Below are 21,667 nucleotides of genomic sequence, written 5' to 3'. Positions count from 1 at the left end.
AGATTTTTGTCAGTGATGGTATATATCATCGCTGACAGGTAAATTATAGTTAAAAATAAGGAAAGAGAGATGGAATTCAATATCTTAAAGAAAAACAGAAAATACTTTGCAGCAATACAAAATGGTTACAAGTGCAAGATTTTAATCGATGATAAATCAGAAAATTTGGAACTTGGTCATGTCGATATTGAGGTTGACGACATTTCTGTTCGTAGCAAATACGGTACTGATTTAATTTATAAGTTAACTGTTGATGCGGATGAACAAAAGGCTGCGGGAATATGTACTTTAAAGCACTACACTTACAATAAAATCCTTGTTAAGCAGTGTCATGAATTAGGCGGTAAGTGGGACAGTGAAGAGCAAGCGTGGATTTTCAAAGATTTTGTTGCTGATAAAGTTGAAGAAATGGACTATTTGTTTAATTCTGACTTAAAAAATTATGAGCTGTTTTTTCAGGACGGTGCTAGCAAATCAACTGATGCTATTTATATTTTTGGCATAAAAATAGCCGAGGCTCGCGGAAGAGATTCGGGTGCCACAATAGGCGACGACATTGCTTTCATTCAAGGCGGTTGTGATTCAGGCGGAAGTATGAAAAATTGGAAAACAATAATCAAGGATGGAAGTGCCATTAGATTGAATATCCCATGTTTGCTTGTTGAAAAATATCTTGAAGAAGAAAAGGAAACATGGGATTTTGAGCTTAAAGAGTTGTAAAAGTAAGCAGAATAATTTAACACGCCCAATAGGGCGTGTTTTTTCACTTTAAGGAAGTAGGACATGGAAAATTTAGTGAAACTAGCAGTAGGTCAACCATACGCGCGGGTATTCAATCACAATGAAGAAGGCGCAATTGCAGAACTATTGCGTTCAAATAGCAATACATTGATTATTGCTATACCTGATTTGGATCATCATGAAGTCAAGGCATTAAAAAAAGGTAAGTTAACTTGTGGGTTTCTTTATAAAAATGGCGCTATTTTATTCATTTGGCAGTTTTGCGATGCAAAAGGACGACCCGTTTTGACGTTAGACAGCCCATTTGATTGCAGAACCGTTCCTGATTTGGCTTTACATGATATTACTACTACCGAGTCAAGATTGGCTGTTGATATTCATGTTATTGATACTGCGAAAAATCAGGTTAAAGCGCTAAGATCTATGACCATGCCACCTGAGCTAACTTTAGAGTTTATGTCGGCAGTGCAAGACCAGCTAGCAAGTTCAAAAAACGGTGAAATGCAGTGGCAAGAATGGATTCAGCTAGATCCTACCGCCTTATTTTCTCAAGTAAAAAAATATCAAATGGGGACTTAAGATGGTCGATGAATTAACGCCAAGGCAACGTGCAGATAGAAAAAATAATGAAAAACGCAAAGGCCAGCCGACTTTTGCGGCGGTTCGTTTTAATGATGATGTTACTCAAACTGCTTCTGATAAAAAACAGTTTGTTGCAAATGTGGTTAAGCAACATGGAGGTAATAGAGAAGATGCCTTAATGATGGCGTTTCAATTACTTGAAGAAAGGCTAAAAAAGGGACGTTAAGCCCATTTTTTAATCAGCCTGTGTGGCTGTCACATATTCGAGATAATAAATATTTTTCTAAGCCGCCTATGTGACGGTAAATACTATCTTTTAACTGTATAAGCTGCCTATCTGGCAGTGAGAAAACATTAATTAAAATATAACAGCAAGTCAATAAAAAGGTGGATTAGTGATTGAAACGATACCGACGAATGATGTGTTTAAAAACCTCATTACGATACTGAGAATACATAAAGATAGAGAGTACATTATTGATTTGTTTGCACGTCAAAACATCACTGTAACTAATGCTAAATTAAAATCGTGGATAGTGAAATCTGGCAAATTCAATAAGGATTTTAGGCCAATGCCGAGAGAAGCTTTAGAGGCTTTTTTTCGGGCGTTACATGATGCAAAAATTGTTGATATGAATGATAGCGAGTAATTTAACTACTTCCTACCAGTGATAAAGCTTTTTATCACTGGTAGATAACATCAAAAAAATGGAGATAATACGATGTTAACTAAAATTTCAATAAACAGTAATGATGATTGTATTTACATAGAGAATGATAAAATCATCAGTTTTGATAATGATGTTGTTGCAGTGACATGTGAAATAGAACAATTGAAAATTGTTAGGTATTTAAGCGGTCTCTCATTGAAGTGCGATAAATGGAGCATTTCGGTCAATGAATCAGCAGCAGAAAAATTAATTGAACTTGGACTGGAATTAGTTGATTACAATGAGGTTTCTATTTTAACAACAGTCGGTTAAGGAGCGAAAATGTCATTAGAAAGCACGCTGATTTCATTAGCTGAAAATAAGTTGAACGAGTTGAAAAGTTATGTTGCTTCACCGGATCAAAACGAGGAGCAAATGAAGGCCGATGTAACGACGACCTTCATTGAGCTGGGTCAACTAACAGAGTTTGCACATATAAGTGACTCAGGTCTGACAGCTTCATCAATAGATCAATTGATAGAAATTGAAAGCAAGAAGAATGCGTTGGCACGAACATTTAGCTGGATGTATGTGTGATAAGGCTAGCGGCCAGTGATAAACACAAATGGAGAATGGTTTATGTTGGATTTTGAAGTAATAAAACAGGGATTCGAGAAGAAGTATTTCATCCCGAGTCATATCAAATTCAACTATGACTCTTGTTTATACGAAACACGATGTGACGGCGAAATTTTTGAAAAATTAGCTGTTAAAACTAACAATATGTTCTCGATATGGCGTGATGCTTGTATGTACGCAACATCATCAAAGTTAAAAAATGAACTTAGATAAAATTCCAGTGATAAGCACTATTATCACTGGTAGAGGGGAATTAATATGACAAAAGTTTTGATCGATGGGGTAGAGTACGTCCCGAGAGCGGAAATTAAGCCACTATCTGATGAGCGTCTACAAGCTTGCTTAGAGGTTTTGACAGAAATGCGCTACTTCAACGAAGAGCATAAAATGAAACGTTTGGCATGGAATGCAATACATGCTCTTTCACCTGAATTAGCAAAGCTTGATCCAGATGTGGCTTATGAACGAATACATGGTAGTGACTAGTGATGCCTTTTTTATCACTAGTAACCCAATTTGAGTACACTTGAAACCCAATTAGGGTACACCTACCCAATTTAAGTACACCACCGAACCCAATTTGAATACACCCATAACCCAGTTAGACTACACCCGTGATAAAGCCAGTTATCACGGGTAGGGCTGGACATAACTAGGTTTTTTTTGTGCATTAGTTAGTATATTTACACATACCATATTGATTGTTAGCTATACTCTACTGTATGCTAAAGTCAAACTATGGAGCGGTTTAATGAGGCATATCATGACGTTATTGAATTTTTTTATCAATAAAAAAGAAAAACCAGTTAGAGCCCAAACTACTTTTGAAAAATTAACTGCGGATGGTGAATTTTCTTTAGATCTATCTAATTCAGAAAATCGAAAACTAATAATGCAGGAAATAGATAAATTCAAAGATTTTGATGTTGATGTGAAAAAAAGCCATTGTTAAATAGGGAATATTTTCAAAGGGAAGATTGATGGGAGCCATAATAGTTATATTTATCCTGATTTCAGGATATTTTTTTGTCCATAATTCAACTAGAGATAGATTCAAGGCAAAAAGAGAAGATGCTCAAAGATACTATTTTCGATGCGGGACAGCTGGCTTCATGTTTATAGGTGTAGGTATAATACTGGCATTTATTCTAGATCACTATAATTATATATCTGCAATTCTTAATCTAACACCTTATTCAATAGAATATTTTTTGTTTACAGCAGACAAAACCTTTACTGTTCGTGATTATTTAATGGTCAAAATTGCTTTAGGATCATCATTAGCATTGCCCATATCATTTTTCTCTGCTAAAGCAAAGAATTATGTCATAAACAAAGAAGAGATGTATAGAAGTTTAAGGGATGATGTTTTTTCAGATATTGAAAGGTTCTTGGCTGATAGCGGCGATAACTATATTACTATACTCATAACCCTATCCAATAATAAGGTTTATGTCGGTTTTGTTATGGATATAAGACTTGAACATAAGGACGTTGAGTATTTTTCTATTATGCCAATGTTAAGTGGTTATAGGGATAAGGAGGACTTAACAGTTAATTTTACGACTAATTACCATAATCATTATTGCAATAACATAAATTCTGATGGAACTCCCAAAGCTGAAGGTGCTCACCTTGATGATTTTGTTGAATTGATAAAGGTATCTGAAATTATTCACATGGGAAAATTTCATATTGCCAATTACCGAAAATTTCAGTCGGAGTCCAACAAAAATAGCTCTAATAGTGTTCTTAGCGCTGTAAATAACTAGAATAAGGGTATGAAGCCCAATGGAACGAAAACGTACGCTAAGCTTCATACCCCGAATATTATTTTTTAAATCAGATAATTTCCCCATTTTCGCCCCTATTGAACATAATAGTGATTGGACGTAACGCGGGTTTGGTGTTCGGAGAATTTGAGGCTGAAACGCCTCGAAATGAACACTTATCTTAGCAAAATCAGTTCAAAAATCACATGCTAAAAAGTGGTGAATTTCACCACTATGCGGTTTCAGGTAAAAATAGCACTTAAAACCCCGAAATGATAAAATAAGCCTCTTTTTGGTCGTAAAGGTATTTGGATTGGAAAACTATAAGGACGCACTAAATGGACTTGTTGAGCATTCCCTGCTTCATCTTTATCTGCATTGTTCGGAAAGTAGCCGATACATTCCAACTCAAAGGCGGAATGAAATTTTGATCCGGCACCTTAAGCCTAAAGTTAAGAACCCTCAATATAGCCATTTAAAAAATGAACTTAGACGGTTTCTGGAGATTGGCCGTAAAGCTAGGGGGAATCTTGAACAGAGATTGATTGAGATTAAGAAAATCAATGAGGAGATCGATCAAGAAGTCAATGATGTGAGAAATTTATTTGATTTACTTGAAAATATTAAAATCAAACTAAAAATTGACAGTCGCTTTATTCATGAGAATGAGTGTAGAAAATCAAACTTTATTTATATGTATCAGAGTGATATCGAGAAAGGTTTTGATAGTGATGGTAATCAAATAAAGCCCCTCGCAATGTTAGTTAACCCCAAAAAAAGCGCCTCTATAATCGAGATTATAAAAGAGACTGGCCTTTTCTTGATTGAAGGAACAGAGGAGGAAATTGTATTACATAGTGCCAACTAGATAATGACAATATAACCTATTACATTAAAATAGGTTATTTGAATGGGATACAGATTAATAATTGATTTAAATCAACCCCCATTTATTAATGCTTTGATCTTTTGTGCCTTAGCATCTAAAAAGGCATCGTGTATGATTTCATCGAACTCACCAGAAGCATATTCATCATCTGTTAACAAAGATTGATAATCTTCGGGGTTTTTATCATCAAGCTCAAATGGATACCCATTTATTGCAAGTGACATTTCAAATTTCAATTTGCTCCCATTGGAGGTTAATTCATCAAAAGATGAGGTCTCTAATCGTTTATTAAGCCTGTTTGTCAGCTCTTTCTTAAACTGCTTTTTTCTGCGAAAAAAATCTGTTTCATGTTCTATTTTTGAAAAGGGCTTTAGAATTTGTTTTTTAAATTCATGGTGGTCAATAATTGTGTCGAATATTTTGAATAATTCTTCTTTAAGCAATGCATCACTACCAGTGAGATACCAATGTACATATTGAATCGAGGCTAAAGCCGTAGCTGCTTCAAAGTCTTGAATTTCTCCTGTTTTGGAAAGACTTCTTAGCTCTAAGTCATTTATTAATTGAGGTAAATGAGAGAAATTCTCATCTGGTTTTGGTAGCCGTTTAAAAACAGATATCATTTCTTGACTACAACAAATAACTTCATCGGGATCTACATCTACTGAATTATTATTTACCTTTCTGGTGTTTTGCTTTTGTAGCCTACTTTTTTTAGCTTTTAACTTCGAGCTATTTTTACGTTTCAGTTTATTTCCCACAATTATATTCCTTTAATTGTTTTTGATGGCTATAACGTAATCTATTATTAAGTAATGCTCAATGATTTCTGTTTATGCAATTTCCAAATTCGTTTAACCTGACTTTCACTACAACCAGCTAACTGAGCAGTCTCTTTTATTGAATGGTGAGGCTTTAACTTTACTATGAGATTATTGATGTTTTCATTGGGTTTTTTTCCTTTATACTTTCCTTCAGCCTTAGCTATTTCAATGCCCTGTTTCTGCCTTTCTCGTCTATCTTCATAGTCATCACGAGCCATTTGTAGAGCGAGTTTTAGTAGCAAGTCCTGTGTGGCTTCCATAACGATTTTTGATATCCCCTCAGAGTTCTCAATACAATCAGAAAGATCAACAATGTTGGGAATTGATAGCTTGGCACCTTTATTCTTAATTGATTGGATAAGGTTTTCAGCTTCAGATAAAGGCAAACGACTTATACGATCTATTTTCTCAGCAATTACAACATCACCAACTTGAAGATCACTTATCATGCGCAAAAGTTCTGGCCTATCAGCTCGCGCACCTGATGCGCTCTCTTTATATACTCCTGCAATGTAATAGCCTGAGTTTTTTGCTTGTTCGATGATAGTTTCCTGTCGAGTTACATCTTGCTCATCGGTACTAACTCTTAAATAAATTCGTGCTATCTTCATATGCTTTTTAAGGCGGCTTGGCCGCCAATCTCATTTTATTAGTGGGTGTGGCCTTGTAGGCTTATCGCTCGTTCGTATTCATTTGAATATTGGCGGTATAAGTATTCTCTACGTATTCCTGTTAATTCAGCTACTGATGCTTTTGAAATTTTACATCCCTGGTTACTCAATTGGATTAACGCATTATGTATTTTTGTCTCTATATCACTTCTATCATCATTTTTTGATGTGTGAGGGTCACATGTGATATTAGGCGTGCTAATATTTGAGTTATTCTGTGATAAGTTGTGATTATCTATCACAGAAAGGTGTGAAACTTCATTTTTATCAGTGTGATGATTATCACCTTTATCGTTTTTTGTTTCTCCACCTTCATTGCCTTTAACTTTATTATTTAAAGTATTAAATACACTCGACATAAAGAAACAGGTAATGATCATGAATTCTGTCATGTAACTAACAACCTTTGCCCATAACTGATTGGAAGATGTGATATCTGTTTGTGATGATACTATTTCTTTTTGCCTCAGTGTGATTTCATCTAATCGCTTTTGTGATGCTGTGATCACACCTTTGGAGACAGCACTTAGGTATGCTTCTTTCTCTGTATTGAGAGATTCTAGCTCCATTTTTTGTGCGTCAGTTAAGTTTGAAGCGGCTGTTGATATCGTAGAATGAACAGTAAAAATGCTCATTGAGGATAGTGCAATAAGCAGTGCGCTTATTGCCAGTCGTTGTAAGTAACCTATTGTGTTTCTAAATAATGTAATAAGAAGCGTCTTACAGCATTCAAATAAAATGAATAGTGCAAAAATTGAAAGGCCGATAATGCTAGGTAAATTGATTGTAAGGTTGTCTATGGTGTTTTTTGTAATTGTAATTTGCACAATAATCAATGCCATACCAATTACAAAGGCAAGTACTGATAAAGGGTGAGGCTCTCTTTTATCTTGATTTGAAGTAACTTCTCTATTATATTTCGAATGTAACATAATGATTTCCTTAAACATGTGTCATTGTGTTGCGCTGTCGGCCTAACTGCAATTAGGCCGACAACCTCCATTTGTATTCTTTCTTAGCGTTTTAAGTCCTTGTAGAACATAGTCAATTTAAATGGACACAAATCAGGTGGCCATTTAAGGTTGCTATATATTTATTTTAGCCTATTCAATAATGCTGGTCAAATAGGGTATACTCTAATTAGCGTATGATTTAATTTATTTCTTTGAAGCGAACATTACAGTTACCGCATATCAAACTTAAAGAAGGTTTTCCCCAAGCACTGTCATCACACTTTGGGCAAGTAAATTTAGATCGTGTAGGTTTTTGTTCGAGTAATTCCACTGTTAGCTCACCCTCATCATTTGTAATTTCAACCCCCCAGTCTGCTAGTTCTTCTGCAATAGCTTTAATAGTGCCGTTCTCATTGGCCTGTATTAGTTTTTCTCTAGCAGGGAACCTATCAGCCCAAGAGATTTTAAAATCATTGGTTAAGAGGGCGTCACAAAAGTTTTTGAAATCACCATTTTCAATCACATAATCACCCATACAATCCCCCGTTTTTTTTCCTCCTACTTTTCCTGTCGATGAAGGCATTAACCCCAGACTTTCCATTTTGTTAGCCCATTCTTTATTGTGATACCCCCGACGACCTGATTGACCAAAATGATGTTGCCATAAATGCGTCATTTCATGCACTAAGGTTTGCATGATTTCCTCTGGGGGACATATGGCGAAATAAGCGGGGTTCATTGCTATTTCGTCTGTTTTATTACCTTCTCTATTAATAAAGCGTTCAGGGGAGAAATAACCATAAGTTCTTTTTTCTCGCTGCAATGTTATTAAGCAAGTAGGTAAGTTGGAGTTAAATAGGTGCTTATTGAAAAAATCATAGGCTATTTGTAATTCGTGATAAGTGGTTTTTGTTGGTGTCATTATCCTTCCCTGAATTGGATTGTACAATCCAATTCAGTATGGTCTATATTTTGGATTGTGCAATCCAAAAATTAAAATATAGCGATTAATCAGATGATTTTTGAGAAGTTAATTATACTGAAAAGGACTTAACTCAAAAAGGAGCAGGTAAGCATGACGCATAGAAATAAATTTAGATTACTGGGGTTTCTAACATTGCTCGCATCATTTTCAATTCAGAACGACATGATGTGGCTTAAATTTGCATTAATGGCCTTGGCTATGTCTTGTTATGCACCCGATATAAAGCGGGACTTCATAAAGCTAAAAAATAAAATTATCAAACCGTAGGTTTGATGGGAGCGGAGCGATACCCAAGCCACTGGTGGCTTGCTCTGTTGTTACTGGCTGGTTGTGCTTAACAATACTGTTGAAGCTCTGAGAGGGTAACACACAATAAATGGACGCCTTCCTGCTGGACACGTTTTTGATTTTATAGCTCGTTATGGACTCCTCAGCCCCTAAGATGGCCGTAGGCAAAACCAAGGTAACGACTTGAAAGCATTTTTTACCTTGGTTCTATAGCCAGAAAATGTTCAGTGACGCTATTAAAATACTTTAGGAAAACCAACCCACACAAACCAAGACGCAAGAACAGCACTTAAAAAACCACCTAATATTGTGCAATAAATGCCAAATTTAAATAACGTCCATGTTGATATTAATGTTTGTCCGCCTAAACGCTTATTAAATTCTTTAGCGAGTAATTCAGACTGATCGATTACAGATTGACTCATATCCTTTTTTAACGTCTGACTTAGTTTTTTACTATGTAAATCAATCTCATTAGTTGCATCGATGAGATTGTTCATTTTTTTTGCAAAGTTCTGTTCAAACGCCTGTGGCACAACTTTAAGTGCCTGTTCAAGAGATAAAATACTTTCTCGAACAGACTCAAGTTGATTTTCTGCCTTTTCAGGAAATTCATTAATAATATTTTCAAGTGTATCATGAATATTATTAATATCTTCATTTATATTTGCCAAGGCTGCATCCTGCATAGCTTGGCCTAATTTGCTTTTACTTAAAGTTGATGCTTCACTTTCCATTATTTGCTCCTTCAAATTCTAATTCACATGCATTTTTTATTTTTAAAAATGTCATGTCGAGTTCTTCAATAAACCCTTTAGCTAAACGTTGGGCACTTCGTTGGTGAGATAAAATAGAACGTTCTGTTTTATCTTTGCTTGCTCTAATCATAGATTTAAAATCACGCTCATCATTAGCAATATCGATAAATGAGGTTCCCATTTCTCCAAGCATATCAAAAACTGGATTATCAGTAATAGTGAAAATATTTTCTTTTTTATCCAGCTTTAAAATTGACTTTAACTCACTTTCAAATATAAGTGGGTAATATTGTTCAACTGTCAGGTCATTGTCGTGAAAATTAAATATTAATTTTATTTGATTTTCATCTACGCCTAAATTTAATAATCCTTCGACTGTTGATATTGTATCGATTTGTTGTTTGGATTTTGGTGTTGTAGGTATAAAGAAAAAATCAATATCTTCATGCGCCCCTTTTAGTTTACTTAAATTTTCCATAAACGTTTCTATGTTTGAAGCGCCAACGTCTATCACCGCCACATCGGAAGAATCTATAAGGTCAAAAACCCTTTTTATATTTTTTGCTGATACTGTCTCATCAAGCGTACCATTGGAATTTATAGTTTCAATTTTTATTGTTTCCACTGTTGGGATTCGTGGTTTCAGCAAGTTATCGCAAATCATACTTTTTCCAACGTTACCGCTATTATTCATAATTGCTATTTTTAAAAACATAATATCTCCTATTTATATTTTGTCTTACTTTCTGTTTCAGTTACGTAGTTTATTATTTGAGTTGCTGTAGTTAAATTTAGGTCGCATATTTTTTGAGGGGTTAAGTTGCTCTTCTCCAACTTAAACAACATTCTTTCGGATAATTTCACACCCGTTTTAAGGTTCCACTCCTCAACTGAATGTTTAAGTTCTAAGTGTGGTGGAGGAGACTCCTCTTTAGTTTTTATAACAGTTGAAGTTTTATTTTCAGCAATATCATGACTTTCTTTTTCATTCTCATTATTAGCTAGATGAGAACGGTTGTTATCTGATTTAATATTACCTTTGTCTTTATTAATGTGTGTCCTCGCTCTAGATATTAAATTAGTGTAGTAATTTAATGATATATTTAAATCTAACGTTCTTATTATTCCACTATAGCTATATCCTTCATTTTTTAGTTGCTCAAACTCCTTTATATGACGATTAAAAATAGCTTGTAAACGAAAGTTACCGCTTTCTCTTTCACGCTTTAACGATGTTTTCAGTTCATCAATATCCATAAAACACAGTCCATAACTAAGTAACAAATATAATTCTATTACTTATTTCAAAATATCTCAAAGGTAAATGTTATTTTTTGCTATTTTTTTAGTGATTTTTTAGTGATTTTGGCTTTTTTCGCCTATTTTTCGTTTTTTCTTTAGTGATTTGTAAGTGATGAATCCGTGATTTTTTGCTAATAAATCTAAATTCAGTGATTTTTTGCTATTGATTCAGTGATAAATTAGTGAGGTAAAGAATCAAAAATCAAACCCTAAAGATAAACATAGGCACGCTGTCGAAAGTATACTTTTTGCTCCGCTTCAACTATACTATTCGTGTGCCTAGGGAAATTCCCTAGAACCCTTTTAAAACTCTACGAGTTCCCAATATGACAAAAGAAAAAGCAACAGAACATATACAGGTAAAGCTCACACCAACCGAGTTCAAACCATTTGGTGATATTTTAGAATCCACTAATTTAAAAAGGGGGACTCTTTTTAAAAAGGTTATTCTTAGTAGGGAAATTGAGATTGCAGTAAACAACAAAAACAATCCAGATAAAGAAAGGGTCGTCTTTCTTGCCAACAAAGCATCAAATAATATCAATCAAATTGCTAAGTCTATTAACCAAGCTTATAGAGGCGGGATAGTTAACGAACGATTGTATATTGAAACTCTTAATAAGCTTATTTCTTTAGAAAAGCTTTTTTCTGGAGCAATAGATAAATGTTAGCTAGAGTAACAGGTGGTAAGTCTGGTATTGTTGAATATCTTAAAGATGGGATAAAGTCTGGCCGAGAGCTAAGCCGAGATCAACTGGATAATCGCGTTTGTTTAGATGGTAACTTAGAGCTAACTCAACAAATAATAAACTCTATGGATAGTAAAGAAAACTATCTTCATATCACCTTAAGCTTTAGTGAAAAAGACTTTAGCAATGAAAAAATAGCAGAAGTCTATCAGGCATACAAAGAAAGATTAATGTCAGCTTATGATAGTGAGGAATACAATATTTATGCTGAAATACACCAACCAAAAATAAAAAGTTACAAAGATAAAAAAACAGGTGAAAAAATTGAACGGTTCCCCCACGTCCATATTGTTTTACCCAAAAAACACCTATTAACTAATAAGCAGTTTAATCCATTTGGTAAATATACGGATTCAGAAAATTACCATGATTCAATACAAGAAACGATTAATAGAGAATTTAAATTATCCTCCCCTTATGATAATCAAAGGAAGATAAATTTTGAGGGGAATTCAAAGTTCATTAGTCGATATAAAGGTGATGCTTTTAAAGGTGCTAATGTAAAGTTAAAGTCTGAATTGTTTGATGCAATAATCGAAAAGAACATAAAATCAAAAGATGATTTTATTGATTATTTAACTTCTCATGGAGAAGTTAAATATGGTAAATTAGGCTCTAAGGATGAATATATTAAGTTCAAACCTCATGGAGAGAATAAAAATATTAGATTAACTGAATCTTGTTTTAAACCTGACTTTATAGAGAATAGAGAATTAAAGCGAATTAAACCTAGTGATGATAAGATTTACACCTTACTTGATGATTGGGTAAATGTTATTGCTCATGAAAAGAAGTTTATTCATCCAGCCTCACCAAAAATACGAAAGCAATATTATTCATTATCACCAAAACTTAAAGAAGGATTTTTAAATGACAGAAAAAGAGAGTTCGAAAACAAATATTTTCCAGAGAGAGGACGGGCGGCAGATCTCAAGCCTAGTATTAACCGAATTGGAACCCGAAAATTTACCGACATCCCAAACGGCCTGTCAAGTTTGCCCAAACGCAATTTGGTTAGAAGTGGAAGAGAACGGCCAATTTTTCCCCAAGGTGTTTTGCATGATAATGAAAAGCGTCATTTGGTCGCCACAGGAACCCGTGGAGATCACCAATTGCGACGGCCTAATGCTAACCGAAGAGGAAGAGGAATAAGGGATTTCGACGGACTTAATACAAAGTTAAAGCTTAAGCATGACATTCTTCATTTAGTTAAAAGGCCAGAGCCTAAGACATTGACAGAACGCCTACTGTCCGAGCATTTGGAGAGTGCAGAGCAAAACCATGAATTACAGTTTTTCCGAGTATTAAGGCGTGATTTAAAAGCAAGCAATCTCCTTAAGCATTTATCGGTTAGTCATGGTCTCGATAAAGAAGATTACCAAATTATTAACGCTAAGGACGGTTCTCAGCGTATTAAAACAGGCACTACAGCGTATAACGTTAGTGATTTTTGTACCAAGCACATGCACATGTCTTGGAATGAAACAAAAGGGATTTTAATTGATGTTTATCAATCCCAAGTGAGTAGTAAACGAGACAAGCAGATTGTTAATTCAATCAGTTTTGCGAGTCATTACACAACCAGCGGTTACACATCAAAATCTAAGCAAGATCGCCTTAATGAATCAATCATGATCCTTAAGCACTTGCAGCGATTAGAACAACAAGGAATCAACGATATGGCTTTATCTGATTTAGCTAAATTAAGAACCCCTTTAAAATCCACCGAAAACTCAATATCTGGTGTTGATGAAGATACTACCAGCTTAACCAAAACGGCTGATATGATTAAACGTAGCAGGGAGCTTGCTAGGCAACTTGAAGGGCAAATGTCTGATATTGTCGCCCGTAAAGACTTATCCAACGGTAAAGTTGAATTTAGAAGCTTTGAAGATGGAAAAGTGGCTTTTACCGATACGGGAAACAGGATCACCTTAGCAGAACGCCAGCCTGATATTCGTCATATTGGCGCAGCAATGGAGTTGGCTGCTGAAAAATTTGGCGTTCTTAAGATATCAGGCACAAAAGAATTTAAACAACAAGTCATTGACGTGGCTGTCGCTAAAAATTTAAAAGTGGTATTTAACGATAAGAAGATGCAAGCCGACTTCATCAAGGCCAGAACGTTTAAAGATGAAAATGAGAGCAATGTTGTTCCATTAAAATCCGTCAATACCATTGACAATACAGCCAAACAACAAACCCAACAATCCAAATCCAGTGATGAGAAATCGACTCATCAAGCGAATTTCACCGCACCTATAACTAAGATCCCAGACCCCAAAACTGAAAATAATAACCGATATTCATTAGCTCAAAAAGAACCTGAAAAAGTGGTTATAACTGAACACGGTGAAGCCGACTATCTCTTTTTTGAAGGGTCAGCAAAAAGCTATTTTGTTAAGTTAAGTAATGGTGATATTAAGTGGGGGAAAGGGCTTAAAGAGGCGATGGTTAAATCAAAAGCCCAAATTGGTGATGAAGTTAGTTTACAAGTGACAGATAAAAAAGGTGTCACGGTAACTGAAGATATTAAAGACGATGATGGCAACATCGTTAACTCTATCAAGAAGGACACTCATTACAACGAGTGGAAAATTGACATCATTAGCAAGGGAGCGAAGGAAAATAATCAGGAGTCTATCAATAGTGATAAGTTAGAAACTGACACGATTAAAGACGAACTGTCTCCTCAGAAAGAGCAAAAAACAGTTGCTGTTACCTATAAATGGGATGCTAAAAATAACACGTTGGATGTCTATTTTAACGATAATAAGCCCAGTAAATTAGATAATGATCTACTGGAAAAGATCAGAAATAATGACAAATTCCTTAAGAATTATACGATAGAAGATATCCAGACAGGGAAGCTTGATTTATCTGTTGCAGGGCAGAGCCAAGCAATACCACAGACATTTGATAATAAAGGCGAGCCTTTAGAAGTTAAGCCTATTACTCATGATGCGCCAAAAATGAAACAGTGATAATCTTTACCCCTTTTTTATGTAAAAAAAGGGGTATATCAATGGCAAACTTATTAAAGAGAATTAGATTCTAAACATGATGAATAATGAGCAAAATGAATTGTCGCGTTTTTGTAAGGATAATTGTGGATTGGACGCTAAAGAAGTGGCCGATTATGCACAAATTCCTCGACGAACATTTTATGATTGGTGGAAAAACCGCCGTCGCGCTGTGGAATTAATTGTGCTAGGTATAAAAACTGAAAAAATGAGTGATTATCGCTCAAAAAAACTTTACATGTGAGCGATAATCGCTCATAATTTGTGCAGATGAATACATTTACTTACATAAAGGAAAAAGAAAATGAGATTTAAATACTATGTCACTTCACATGCCAATGAAGGATTAATTGACCCTAAGCGAGACAATGAATTTAGTTTTAAAAATCCAGTATCCAAAGGAGATTTTATATCTCTTTCTTCAACAGGTTATACTATTGCAGGACAAAGCTCTGGGCGAGTCATCGACATAGAGCATACAACTGAATACTCAGTTCTTAAAGTGAAGTATGCGTGAAGTTGAACTTGGTATAAATTCTATCGGATTATACGAATCATTAGCTCATGAGAAGGAAGTACATGGGTGCAACCTATAAGGATATGAAAATGAGTAACGAAACTGAATCATCTGTAAATACAGAAAAAAATACAGTAAAAGAAACCATAACAAATATATTTCATTATATGACTTTCCGAGGTGACTCCTCCCTTGAAAAAACTTATTCTTTTGTCCTTAAGCATTGTTTTTTGTTAAGTATATTTGTACTTATATCTTTCATTCTAAGAACTTCTATTTCAAACAATGAGATAATTAATCAACAATCAGTGGGGGAAATTATCAAAATAACTTCAACAAATGAAATGGTTGAAATTAATACAACAGAAGGTACCTATTTCACCCAAAACCCATTCAATCTTTCTGTAAATACTGAGGCTATTATTGTAGAAAAAGACGATAAAACTATATCGTTATGCAATAATAATCAAACACAGTGTAGTATTTTAGTAAATAATCCCGCTATTAGCCCAACAATATAGTCTTATGATTTATATCACTTTATATTTAATGAATATCATTATGTTATGCTTTATTCCTTCAAAAAAAACATCTAAAAAATACTCAAAATGGATGGGGGAATGGCCATATAATCTAATATTACTTGTCGGTGAATTATTGTTATTATTTAATAACAGTAATACGGGAGATAAACGTATTACAATAGTAACTTTTATCGTAACAATTATATTGTATATATATGAATATAAAAGAATGAAAAGATGCGGTTGATATAATACCTTACAAACATGGTTATAAAAAAGGATCTTTAAATGGAAGCTTCAACATCAAAAAATATGAGTGTACTCGCTCTTTTAATCAGTAATCCAGCAGCCTTATTCTCTTCAATTAATAATAATAGGAATGTTTTTACAAAGGCTTTTTTATTATCTGTTGTCATTTCTTTTATAGTAACTTTACTAGGTGTTCCATCCTTTAGAATAAATAATGTAGAAGGTGGAATAATTTTTTTTATTTTAAATGTTACCACCAACATAATGTTATTTTTCATATACTCAATATTTTCGTATATCTCCGCTAAGGTTCTTCTTGGTAACGGTGGGTTTTTCAAGTCGATATCAGCGTTTTTATACACATTACCTCTATTTGTTTTTATAAACGTTCTTGAAATACCACTAAAAACCCTTCAAGATAAAGAACTTATTGATGGGAAATTAACATTATCAACACTTGAAAATATGGTTTTCATTATAAGTTCAGACCCTTATATTCTAGCTGCTGATTTGGCTGTCGGGATTATGTATATTTGGTTTGCATGTATATTGTTTTTACTATTAAAAACAGTGCATAACTTTGGCTTTATTCGCTCGTCACTATCAAGTTTATTAACCTTAGTCTTAATGTATCTGAGTGTTTTTTTGATTGAAAACCCAATTAACCATTTCTTATTAACTGCATTCAAAAGTTATTGAAGTTCAATATAAGGGGGCAATATGTATATAGAAGAAACTGTGAGATTTGTTGTTCTTTTGATTACCTTTTTAATAGCATTTATTATTTGCGTTGGAAGCGAATTGTACAATGATTATCAATACAGACAGGAAATGAATTATAAAATAGAAATGGAAAAAGCAGCAGAAAGAAAACGCCAAGCGCCTAGCTCATCTTGTATAGACGGACACTATCGAGTTACCGATTATAGTAACTCAATGGCAGTAAGTATTCCTGTTTGGACGGATGAGGGGGTTATAGAGTGTGACGGCGATAATTATCACATAAACAGAAGAGTTATATCCAATCAAGAATTAAATCAATATAAAAGTTCAGCAGTTATGCAAAATAGAGGTTCAACTGAGCACAATCAATGTGGTGGTATGGCTGTTATTGATGCATCTGCTATAGCCTTAATGCAAAAAAATGTTGTTCAATGATCGTTAGAAAAAAATGCGTCTATGATGATTGGTGAATAAAAGAGAAAACCCCTTATTGAATAAGGGGTTTTCTCTTTTCAGTCGGTGACAGTGTAGGGATCATGCTCGCCAGATGTTGCTTTAAACTCTGCAAGTTTCAAGCCCGTATTAATAAGATCTAATTTAAAAGCCCTATCAAAACAATTAGCCTTTACAGCTTTATCAATGTCACTTTCATTAAACTTAATTTGTTCTTTCAAGGCTCTAATGTAGCCATCATAAGAGAGATTATACAGACAATCCCATAGGTTTTCTGGCGTTAATTGAGGCATTTTTAAAACATAATCAACGAATTGCTCTTTACTACCAGAAAACCATGTACACCAAATGAATCTATTTACAACATCACTGGTATTTACGATTAACTCATTATTTTCATTCATATTCATCAGTCCTTTTTCCAGTTATAAACAAACTTCATTTATATTTTTATCCTTTTGATTCAATTAATTGAAATGCATCATTGATATTCGGCATACGCTTTAAATGAAGATTATATCTACCATACAAGTGAGCCTCTTTGATGGTTGGTAACGGATAGTTTTCTATTCTGGAAACAAGCATATTACCTTGATATTCATCTATAAAGTTTCCTTCTTTATTTGTATTTTTTTCATTAAAGATAATCCTCATTCGAGCATTGAAATTACAGGGGATTGTACTGTTAACAGGCATTCTATTTTCTTGGCTACCGTCACAAGTGGCATACCACAACGTAGGGTCTTGGCTAGCAAAATCATAATCCGAATCGATTAAATTATAATTAACTGTATGTGTTAATACCCGCTCAGCGTCAACCGACCAACGTGTAACTAGAGTGAATGATTTTATATGATTAGGGATTTCTACTAAAATGCCGTTAATCGCCTTACGGCCTTCTTTTCGCCTGACTACGTCGATGCACTTATTGGGATATGGCCTACCTACAACCACATCTATACCTTGCTTCAAAACCAAATCAAGTTCAGGAAACGATAAATCAATTAACTCTACATCTACATTACTGTACTCATTAAAAATGCTTGGTATTAAATGTACTTTCATCAATCTCTGTCCTTATCGATTAAAAAATGGTTAAACATTTTATTTAAAGGCAAACATTCGAGCGTCCACCTTGGGTACATTCACACCGCGCCCGTTGCTGTGGCGGCAAACCTTCACATTGATTAACAGGGGGCTTCTTTCTTGCGTTAAGACATTCAGTGCGTAAACTCGTGTCCTGAATGAGGTTGCAATTCATTTCAGCAAAACCGACAACTAACCCTGTCGCGTCTGTTTTGGGGCAACTGGGCGGACTGGAAAAAAAGCCCAGTGTCGCTAAATAGATGTTCCAATCAATGAGTATTTCTCGACACTCATCATGTGAGTCTGGGATGGCTATTCCGACCGCACAGAGTAACGCTTCACAGGCCAGTTTCGATTTGCTGCTTAAATCGAGTGCGTAGCTGTTGTTTGCCATTAATAAACCGAACACCAATAGCATTGCTTTTAATTTGTTCATATCAAGTCCTTTTAGTTTTGTAGCCGAATTAAGGGAATTGTCGGAATATTGTTTTTGGAATACTCAACACGCTCATTTAAAATGGGTTCATCAAAGTAAAAAATCTTATCCATGATGAATGCTCGTTGGTTTTCTTTTAACAGTATTGATTTTTTTCCTAGCGGGGCTGTTTCGTGCTTTTCCATGCCCAGTTCGACTATTTCATGTGGCATCATTAAGGCGCGTTTGTGTGGAGTACTGTTGCGTGTGGTGCTTGGGTGTTTACCTCGGCTAATGGATTTGTTTTTAACCTTTACCGTTTTAGTGCCCAACGTTTCAGATAAACGTTTAACGGAATCGTCAACTTCCTTGGGTGGGAAAATCACTCTTGCCCCTAAATTGCTAAGAATGTTCCTTGCTCCCTCCTTTCCGTAAGCATACTTATCTTCTAACTGTGCTTCATTCTGGTAAATGAGCAAAAAACGCAAGTTATACCCTGCCATAAAACTAATAGATTTGGCTATTTGAGATACACGGCCAATGGATGTGAACTCATCCATTAATAGTAAACATTGCTCTTTTAGAGTTGGATCTTGCTCAGGTAAAACACGAGTGTTTTCATTAATTAATTGCTCAAAAAACAAATTAATAAGTGTGCTAAACTTACCTAAATTTCCTGGCTGAATGCCAACATAAATCGCCATTTTCTTACGTCTCAAGTCGCTGAAATTAAAACTTGAGTGGCTAACGGATGCTGCAACGACTTTATCACTAAAAATGGCTAACGGGCTGACTAAACTAGATAAAATACTGCCCTTGGTTTCCTCTGCAGTAGCGATATAATTATTAAACTCTAAGATAGCATCATCGGACAAATACCCTTGACTTATTTCTCTTTTCATCCATTTATCAAGTCCCCCTTCAACACCCGTTAATGAGAACAAATAAGGTAACGTTGGGGTTTGTTTCGTGATATTTTCAGTATCTAATAACCATAGTGCTAAGCCTTTAAACAATTTTCCCGCTAACCGATTCCAGACGTCATTTTTATCACCTGTCAGTGGATACAGTGAGGTTGTTATCGTTAATATATCGCCAATTCGAAAGGCTTTATGTCTTCTTACGTAATCAAAAGGGTTCCAGCCATGAGTTCTTAACTCATTCGGATTGCAACCGTCAGGATTCTCAACATCATCAGGGTTATAACCATCTGGACTGTACAAAAACACCTCATGATTATGCTTTTTTCTAAAGCCACCTGATTTCGTAAAATTTTCAAGCTTGATATCAAGTACAACAACAGAGCCTATATAAGTCACTAAGTTAGGTAGTACCATACTCACCCCTTTACCCATGCGCGTTCCCGCGCCGAGACCAACAAAGAGACTTCCCATTAACTCGACAAACTTTCCTTTAAAGCGTCCCTCGTTCATTTTACCCAGTAAAATACTGGGCTGTTTTCGCTCTTTCTCTTTGGGGAACAAGCCTGATTTAGCCAATTCTTTTTCATTCGCAAATCTGGCCGAGCCGTGAAGCTCTTCTTTTTTATGCGATACCATGATAAAAAACAGCATTAACGATAAAGGAATAATCGTAGTTGATGCCGCAATGATGGCTGAGAACCCTAATGTGCCTTTGAAATCACGATGGTTAATATACTCCCCCCAGTAATCATAGAGTGTTGAATAACTCAAATACCTAAGAGGAATGGAAGTCTCTTTAAGAAAAAACGCCCCTCCTGCATACTGGCCAACAATGGCAAAGAGTATGCAAGAAACCAAAAATAGAAGCGTTATCTGTTTTGTTTTGGTTAAAGTCGCCATTTAAGCCTCACTTAAGAGTGAGTTTTTCAACTCAGGGTCATAATAGATTTCTGTTAAGTTCGTGTGCTTAAAGAAAGCAATAACATCAATACTGGTTTTAATCGTGCGCATGATATGCTCATAATCTAAGGTTTTTCCGACCTCAGATTGTTTAACCAGCCCCGCTAAACGAGAAGGGGCTGAATGGCAGTTATTAGCGTGAATAGTGGTTATACTCCCCTCATGCCCCGTATTAAGCATTTCAAGGTACGTCCACGCCTCATCCCCCCTTAGCTCAGCAAGTAACACATGGTCAGGCTTCATTCTCATACACGCTTCAATGATTTTTTTTGGTGTCAGTCCTCCTTGTTTATAAAACAAGTGCAAGTGGTTTGGGTGATTAGGTAAGTCCAATTCATGCACATCTTCAACTGTAAATAGCCTTGCGGTTTCGGGGTACTCATCCACCATTGCTTTCATCACAGTTGTTTTCCCGCTACCTGTTCCGCCGACAAGCAAAATGTTCATTTTTGACTTAACGGCTTGTTTAAAGAACTCTACAAAGTTTCCAGCCTCTTTTAAGTCCAATAATGCTTGCTGTTTATCGGATAACTGAATATTTGAAATGATTGTTTCTTTAACTAAGCCAAAGCGCCCTGTATTCTGATAGTCATCAAGGGTAAACCTCGCCTTGGATGGCTTTCTAAACGTCATACTCACAATATGATTTTCCGTTGCGGGGGGGATGGCTATCTGTCCCCTTTCCCCATCAGGCAAGATAACCGAGGCTATCGGATTGTTCTCATTTAAGGGATTGGTTAGCCCCGCGTAGACTGCCAGAGACCGCGCAATGTCCATGCATAACTCAAAAGTTAACTTGGGTAAATCTTGGCATTCCCACCCCTCCCCTCTATCGAACCAAACTTTAAAAGGCTCATTAATCGCAACCTCTGTCAGTTTTTCTAAATTCAAAATAGGGGTGAGTCCTGCCAACATAAATTGCGACCTGATCGTAATCGATTTATCAGTCGCCGGTATATGACTAATGTTTTGATTATTCATCACCACGCCC

General features: G+C 35.3%; 29 protein-coding genes. 17 read left to right on the top strand and 12 right to left on the bottom strand.

The window, feature by feature from the left end; genetic code table 11:
- The first annotated feature begins 69 nt into the window (after positions 1-69).
- The 10 genes from Q0976_RS21710 (at position 70) to Q0976_RS21665 (ending at position 5,252) form a co-directional block, all read left to right on the top strand.
- Positions 70-720, top strand: a complete 651-nt coding sequence (locus Q0976_RS21710) for a hypothetical protein (RefSeq protein WP_299496438.1) — start codon at positions 70-72, stop codon at positions 718-720.
- Positions 721-783: 63 nt separating this feature from the next.
- On the top strand, positions 784-1,320 hold the full coding sequence (locus Q0976_RS21705) for a hypothetical protein (RefSeq protein ID WP_299496435.1): 537 nt from the start codon (positions 784-786) through the stop codon (positions 1,318-1,320).
- Between the two features lies 1 nt (position 1,321).
- Entirely contained in the window at positions 1,322-1,549 is a 228-nt protein-coding gene (locus Q0976_RS21700) for a hypothetical protein (RefSeq protein WP_299496433.1), read from the top strand.
- Positions 1,550-1,718: 169 nt separating this feature from the next.
- Positions 1,719-1,973: a DUF1456 family protein gene (locus Q0976_RS21695; protein WP_299496431.1), complete on the top strand. Its 255-nt coding sequence runs from the start codon at positions 1,719-1,721 to the stop codon at positions 1,971-1,973.
- A 72-nt stretch (positions 1,974-2,045) separates the two neighbouring features.
- Entirely contained in the window at positions 2,046-2,306 is a 261-nt protein-coding gene (locus tag Q0976_RS21690) for a hypothetical protein (protein WP_299496429.1), read from the top strand.
- 9 nt (positions 2,307-2,315) lie between these two features.
- Positions 2,316-2,570, top strand: coding sequence for a hypothetical protein (locus Q0976_RS21685; protein ID WP_299496427.1), 255 nt, complete (start codon positions 2,316-2,318; stop codon positions 2,568-2,570).
- Positions 2,571-2,870: 300 nt separating this feature from the next.
- Positions 2,871-3,098 carry a hypothetical protein gene (locus Q0976_RS21680; RefSeq protein WP_299496425.1) on the top strand — a complete coding sequence of 76 codons (228 nt, stop codon included), beginning with the start codon at positions 2,871-2,873 and terminating at the stop codon, positions 3,096-3,098.
- A 277-nt stretch (positions 3,099-3,375) separates the two neighbouring features.
- Positions 3,376-3,564 carry a hypothetical protein gene (locus tag Q0976_RS21675; RefSeq protein ID WP_299496423.1) on the top strand — a complete coding sequence of 63 codons (189 nt, stop codon included), beginning with the start codon at positions 3,376-3,378 and terminating at the stop codon, positions 3,562-3,564.
- A gap of 28 nt (positions 3,565-3,592) precedes the next feature.
- Positions 3,593-4,384 carry a hypothetical protein gene (locus Q0976_RS21670; RefSeq protein ID WP_299496421.1) on the top strand — a complete coding sequence of 264 codons (792 nt, stop codon included), beginning with the start codon at positions 3,593-3,595 and terminating at the stop codon, positions 4,382-4,384.
- 313 nt (positions 4,385-4,697) lie between these two features.
- A complete protein-coding gene (locus Q0976_RS21665; protein ID WP_299496418.1) occupies positions 4,698-5,252 on the top strand; it encodes a DUF2913 family protein in 555 nt (184 codons plus the stop codon).
- Positions 5,253-5,323: 71 nt separating this feature from the next.
- Here the strand turns inward: Q0976_RS21665 and Q0976_RS21660 are convergent, their stop codons facing one another.
- From Q0976_RS21660 to Q0976_RS21630, 7 genes are all read right to left on the bottom strand, one after another.
- On the bottom strand, positions 5,324-6,034 hold the full coding sequence (locus tag Q0976_RS21660; RefSeq protein WP_299496416.1) for a hypothetical protein: 711 nt from the start codon (positions 6,032-6,034) through the stop codon (positions 5,324-5,326).
- Between the two features lie 47 nt (positions 6,035-6,081).
- Complete coding sequence (locus tag Q0976_RS21655) at positions 6,082-6,708, bottom strand: recombinase family protein (protein ID WP_299496414.1); 627 nt, start codon at positions 6,706-6,708, stop codon at positions 6,082-6,084.
- A 38-nt stretch (positions 6,709-6,746) separates the two neighbouring features.
- Entirely contained in the window at positions 6,747-7,718 is a 972-nt protein-coding gene (locus Q0976_RS21650; protein WP_299496412.1) for a hypothetical protein, read from the bottom strand.
- A 202-nt stretch (positions 7,719-7,920) separates the two neighbouring features.
- On the bottom strand, positions 7,921-8,643 hold the full coding sequence (locus Q0976_RS21645) for a SprT-like domain-containing protein (protein WP_299496409.1): 723 nt from the start codon (positions 8,641-8,643) through the stop codon (positions 7,921-7,923).
- Positions 8,644-9,230: 587 nt separating this feature from the next.
- The gene (locus tag Q0976_RS21640) at positions 9,231-9,731 is read right to left on the bottom strand and encodes a hypothetical protein (protein WP_299496407.1); all 501 of its coding nucleotides are present in this window, start codon (positions 9,729-9,731) and stop codon (positions 9,231-9,233) included.
- The gene (stbB, locus tag Q0976_RS21635) at positions 9,721-10,467 is read right to left on the bottom strand and encodes a StbB family protein (RefSeq protein ID WP_299496405.1); all 747 of its coding nucleotides are present in this window, start codon (positions 10,465-10,467) and stop codon (positions 9,721-9,723) included. Before stbB ends, Q0976_RS21640 begins: the two co-directional genes overlap by 11 nt.
- 8 nt (positions 10,468-10,475) lie before the next feature.
- A complete protein-coding gene (locus Q0976_RS21630) occupies positions 10,476-11,009 on the bottom strand; it encodes a hypothetical protein (RefSeq protein ID WP_299496403.1) in 534 nt (177 codons plus the stop codon).
- Positions 11,010-11,380: 371 nt separating this feature from the next.
- Here Q0976_RS21630 and Q0976_RS21625 point away from each other — a divergent pair, with 371 nt between their 5' ends.
- The 7 genes from Q0976_RS21625 to Q0976_RS21595 all read left to right on the top strand — a co-directional run bounded on the left by Q0976_RS21625 (position 11,381) and on the right by Q0976_RS21595 (position 17,274).
- Positions 11,381-11,725, top strand: a complete 345-nt coding sequence (locus Q0976_RS21625) for a hypothetical protein (RefSeq protein ID WP_299496401.1) — start codon at positions 11,381-11,383, stop codon at positions 11,723-11,725.
- Entirely contained in the window at positions 11,719-14,787 is a 3,069-nt protein-coding gene (locus tag Q0976_RS21620) for an LPD7 domain-containing protein (RefSeq protein WP_299496399.1), read from the top strand. The genes Q0976_RS21625 and Q0976_RS21620 overlap by 7 nt, the downstream gene beginning before the upstream one ends.
- Positions 14,788-14,863: 76 nt before the next feature.
- Entirely contained in the window at positions 14,864-15,070 is a 207-nt protein-coding gene (locus Q0976_RS21615) for a hypothetical protein (RefSeq protein ID WP_299496397.1), read from the top strand.
- A gap of 60 nt (positions 15,071-15,130) precedes the next feature.
- Complete coding sequence (locus tag Q0976_RS21610; RefSeq protein WP_299496394.1) at positions 15,131-15,343, top strand: hypothetical protein; 213 nt, start codon at positions 15,131-15,133, stop codon at positions 15,341-15,343.
- A 62-nt stretch (positions 15,344-15,405) separates the two neighbouring features.
- A complete protein-coding gene (locus Q0976_RS21605) occupies positions 15,406-15,864 on the top strand; it encodes a hypothetical protein (RefSeq protein WP_299496392.1) in 459 nt (152 codons plus the stop codon).
- A gap of 291 nt (positions 15,865-16,155) precedes the next feature.
- Positions 16,156-16,815: a YIP1 family protein gene (locus Q0976_RS21600; RefSeq protein WP_299496389.1), complete on the top strand. Its 660-nt coding sequence runs from the start codon at positions 16,156-16,158 to the stop codon at positions 16,813-16,815.
- Between the two features lie 21 nt (positions 16,816-16,836).
- Positions 16,837-17,274 (top strand): hypothetical protein, encoded by a 438-nt coding sequence (locus Q0976_RS21595; RefSeq protein WP_299496386.1) that lies wholly within the window; start codon positions 16,837-16,839, stop codon positions 17,272-17,274.
- Positions 17,275-17,351: 77 nt separating this feature from the next.
- On the opposite strand, the gene Q0976_RS21590 is transcribed toward Q0976_RS21595, so the two are convergent.
- Genes Q0976_RS21590 through virB11 form a run of 5 tightly spaced genes read right to left on the bottom strand, consistent with a single transcriptional unit; the run spans position 17,352 to position 21,657 of the window.
- On the bottom strand, positions 17,352-17,696 hold the full coding sequence (locus Q0976_RS21590; protein WP_299496383.1) for a hypothetical protein: 345 nt from the start codon (positions 17,694-17,696) through the stop codon (positions 17,352-17,354).
- A 46-nt stretch (positions 17,697-17,742) separates the two neighbouring features.
- Positions 17,743-18,357 carry a DUF6012 family protein gene (locus Q0976_RS21585; RefSeq protein WP_299496380.1) on the bottom strand — a complete coding sequence of 205 codons (615 nt, stop codon included), beginning with the start codon at positions 18,355-18,357 and terminating at the stop codon, positions 17,743-17,745.
- Between the two features lie 43 nt (positions 18,358-18,400).
- Positions 18,401-18,814, bottom strand: a complete 414-nt coding sequence (locus tag Q0976_RS21580; RefSeq protein ID WP_299496377.1) for a hypothetical protein — start codon at positions 18,812-18,814, stop codon at positions 18,401-18,403.
- Positions 18,815-18,825: 11 nt separating this feature from the next.
- Positions 18,826-20,616: a type IV secretory system conjugative DNA transfer family protein gene (locus Q0976_RS21575; protein WP_299496374.1), complete on the bottom strand. Its 1,791-nt coding sequence runs from the start codon at positions 20,614-20,616 to the stop codon at positions 18,826-18,828.
- A complete protein-coding gene (gene virB11, locus Q0976_RS21570; protein ID WP_299496371.1) occupies positions 20,617-21,657 on the bottom strand; it encodes a P-type DNA transfer ATPase VirB11 in 1,041 nt (346 codons plus the stop codon).
- Positions 21,658-21,667: the final 10 nt, after the last annotated feature.

This window comes from uncultured Shewanella sp. (assembly GCF_947501665.1).
Taxonomy (GTDB): domain Bacteria; phylum Pseudomonadota; class Gammaproteobacteria; order Enterobacterales; family Shewanellaceae; genus Shewanella.
This window is presented reverse-complemented; position numbering and strand designations above follow the sequence as displayed.

What these genes read in the sequence shown, in the direction of transcription:
- Q0976_RS21580 (WP_299496377.1), bottom strand. Translation starts at nt 18,814, where the DNA reads ATGAACAAATTAAAAGCAATGCTATTGGTGTTCGGTTTATTAATGGCA.
- Q0976_RS21640 (WP_299496407.1), bottom strand. Translation starts at nt 9,731, where the DNA reads ATGGAAAGTGAAGCATCAACTTTAAGTAAAAGCAAATTAGGCCAAGCT.
- Q0976_RS21585 (WP_299496380.1), bottom strand. Translation starts at nt 18,357, where the DNA reads ATGAAAGTACATTTAATACCAAGCATTTTTAATGAGTACAGTAATGTA.
- Q0976_RS21625 (WP_299496401.1), top strand. Translation starts at nt 11,381, where the DNA reads ATGACAAAAGAAAAAGCAACAGAACATATACAGGTAAAGCTCACACCA.
- Q0976_RS21650 (WP_299496412.1), bottom strand. Translation starts at nt 7,718, where the DNA reads ATGTTTAAGGAAATCATTATGTTACATTCGAAATATAATAGAGAAGTT.
- Q0976_RS21600 (WP_299496389.1), top strand. Translation starts at nt 16,156, where the DNA reads ATGGAAGCTTCAACATCAAAAAATATGAGTGTACTCGCTCTTTTAATC.
- Q0976_RS21680 (WP_299496425.1), top strand. Translation starts at nt 2,871, where the DNA reads ATGACAAAAGTTTTGATCGATGGGGTAGAGTACGTCCCGAGAGCGGAA.
- Q0976_RS21610 (WP_299496394.1), top strand. Translation starts at nt 15,131, where the DNA reads ATGAGATTTAAATACTATGTCACTTCACATGCCAATGAAGGATTAATT.
- Q0976_RS21690 (WP_299496429.1), top strand. Translation starts at nt 2,046, where the DNA reads ATGTTAACTAAAATTTCAATAAACAGTAATGATGATTGTATTTACATA.
- Q0976_RS21655 (WP_299496414.1), bottom strand. Translation starts at nt 6,708, where the DNA reads ATGAAGATAGCACGAATTTATTTAAGAGTTAGTACCGATGAGCAAGAT.
- Q0976_RS21575 (WP_299496374.1), bottom strand. Translation starts at nt 20,616, where the DNA reads ATGGCGACTTTAACCAAAACAAAACAGATAACGCTTCTATTTTTGGTT.
- Q0976_RS21605 (WP_299496392.1), top strand. Translation starts at nt 15,406, where the DNA reads ATGGGTGCAACCTATAAGGATATGAAAATGAGTAACGAAACTGAATCA.
- virB11 (WP_299496371.1), bottom strand. Translation starts at nt 21,657, where the DNA reads ATGAATAATCAAAACATTAGTCATATACCGGCGACTGATAAATCGATT.
- Q0976_RS21710 (WP_299496438.1), top strand. Translation starts at nt 70, where the DNA reads ATGGAATTCAATATCTTAAAGAAAAACAGAAAATACTTTGCAGCAATA.
- Q0976_RS21620 (WP_299496399.1), top strand. Translation starts at nt 11,719, where the DNA reads ATGTTAGCTAGAGTAACAGGTGGTAAGTCTGGTATTGTTGAATATCTT.
- Q0976_RS21645 (WP_299496409.1), bottom strand. Translation starts at nt 8,643, where the DNA reads ATGACACCAACAAAAACCACTTATCACGAATTACAAATAGCCTATGAT.
- Q0976_RS21705 (WP_299496435.1), top strand. Translation starts at nt 784, where the DNA reads ATGGAAAATTTAGTGAAACTAGCAGTAGGTCAACCATACGCGCGGGTA.
- Q0976_RS21685 (WP_299496427.1), top strand. Translation starts at nt 2,316, where the DNA reads ATGTCATTAGAAAGCACGCTGATTTCATTAGCTGAAAATAAGTTGAAC.
- Q0976_RS21615 (WP_299496397.1), top strand. Translation starts at nt 14,864, where the DNA reads ATGATGAATAATGAGCAAAATGAATTGTCGCGTTTTTGTAAGGATAAT.
- stbB (WP_299496405.1), bottom strand. Translation starts at nt 10,467, where the DNA reads ATGTTTTTAAAAATAGCAATTATGAATAATAGCGGTAACGTTGGAAAA.
- Q0976_RS21670 (WP_299496421.1), top strand. Translation starts at nt 3,593, where the DNA reads ATGGGAGCCATAATAGTTATATTTATCCTGATTTCAGGATATTTTTTT.
- Q0976_RS21700 (WP_299496433.1), top strand. Translation starts at nt 1,322, where the DNA reads ATGGTCGATGAATTAACGCCAAGGCAACGTGCAGATAGAAAAAATAAT.
- Q0976_RS21595 (WP_299496386.1), top strand. Translation starts at nt 16,837, where the DNA reads ATGTATATAGAAGAAACTGTGAGATTTGTTGTTCTTTTGATTACCTTT.
- Q0976_RS21675 (WP_299496423.1), top strand. Translation starts at nt 3,376, where the DNA reads ATGACGTTATTGAATTTTTTTATCAATAAAAAAGAAAAACCAGTTAGA.
- Q0976_RS21590 (WP_299496383.1), bottom strand. Translation starts at nt 17,696, where the DNA reads ATGAATGAAAATAATGAGTTAATCGTAAATACCAGTGATGTTGTAAAT.
- Q0976_RS21630 (WP_299496403.1), bottom strand. Translation starts at nt 11,009, where the DNA reads ATGGATATTGATGAACTGAAAACATCGTTAAAGCGTGAAAGAGAAAGC.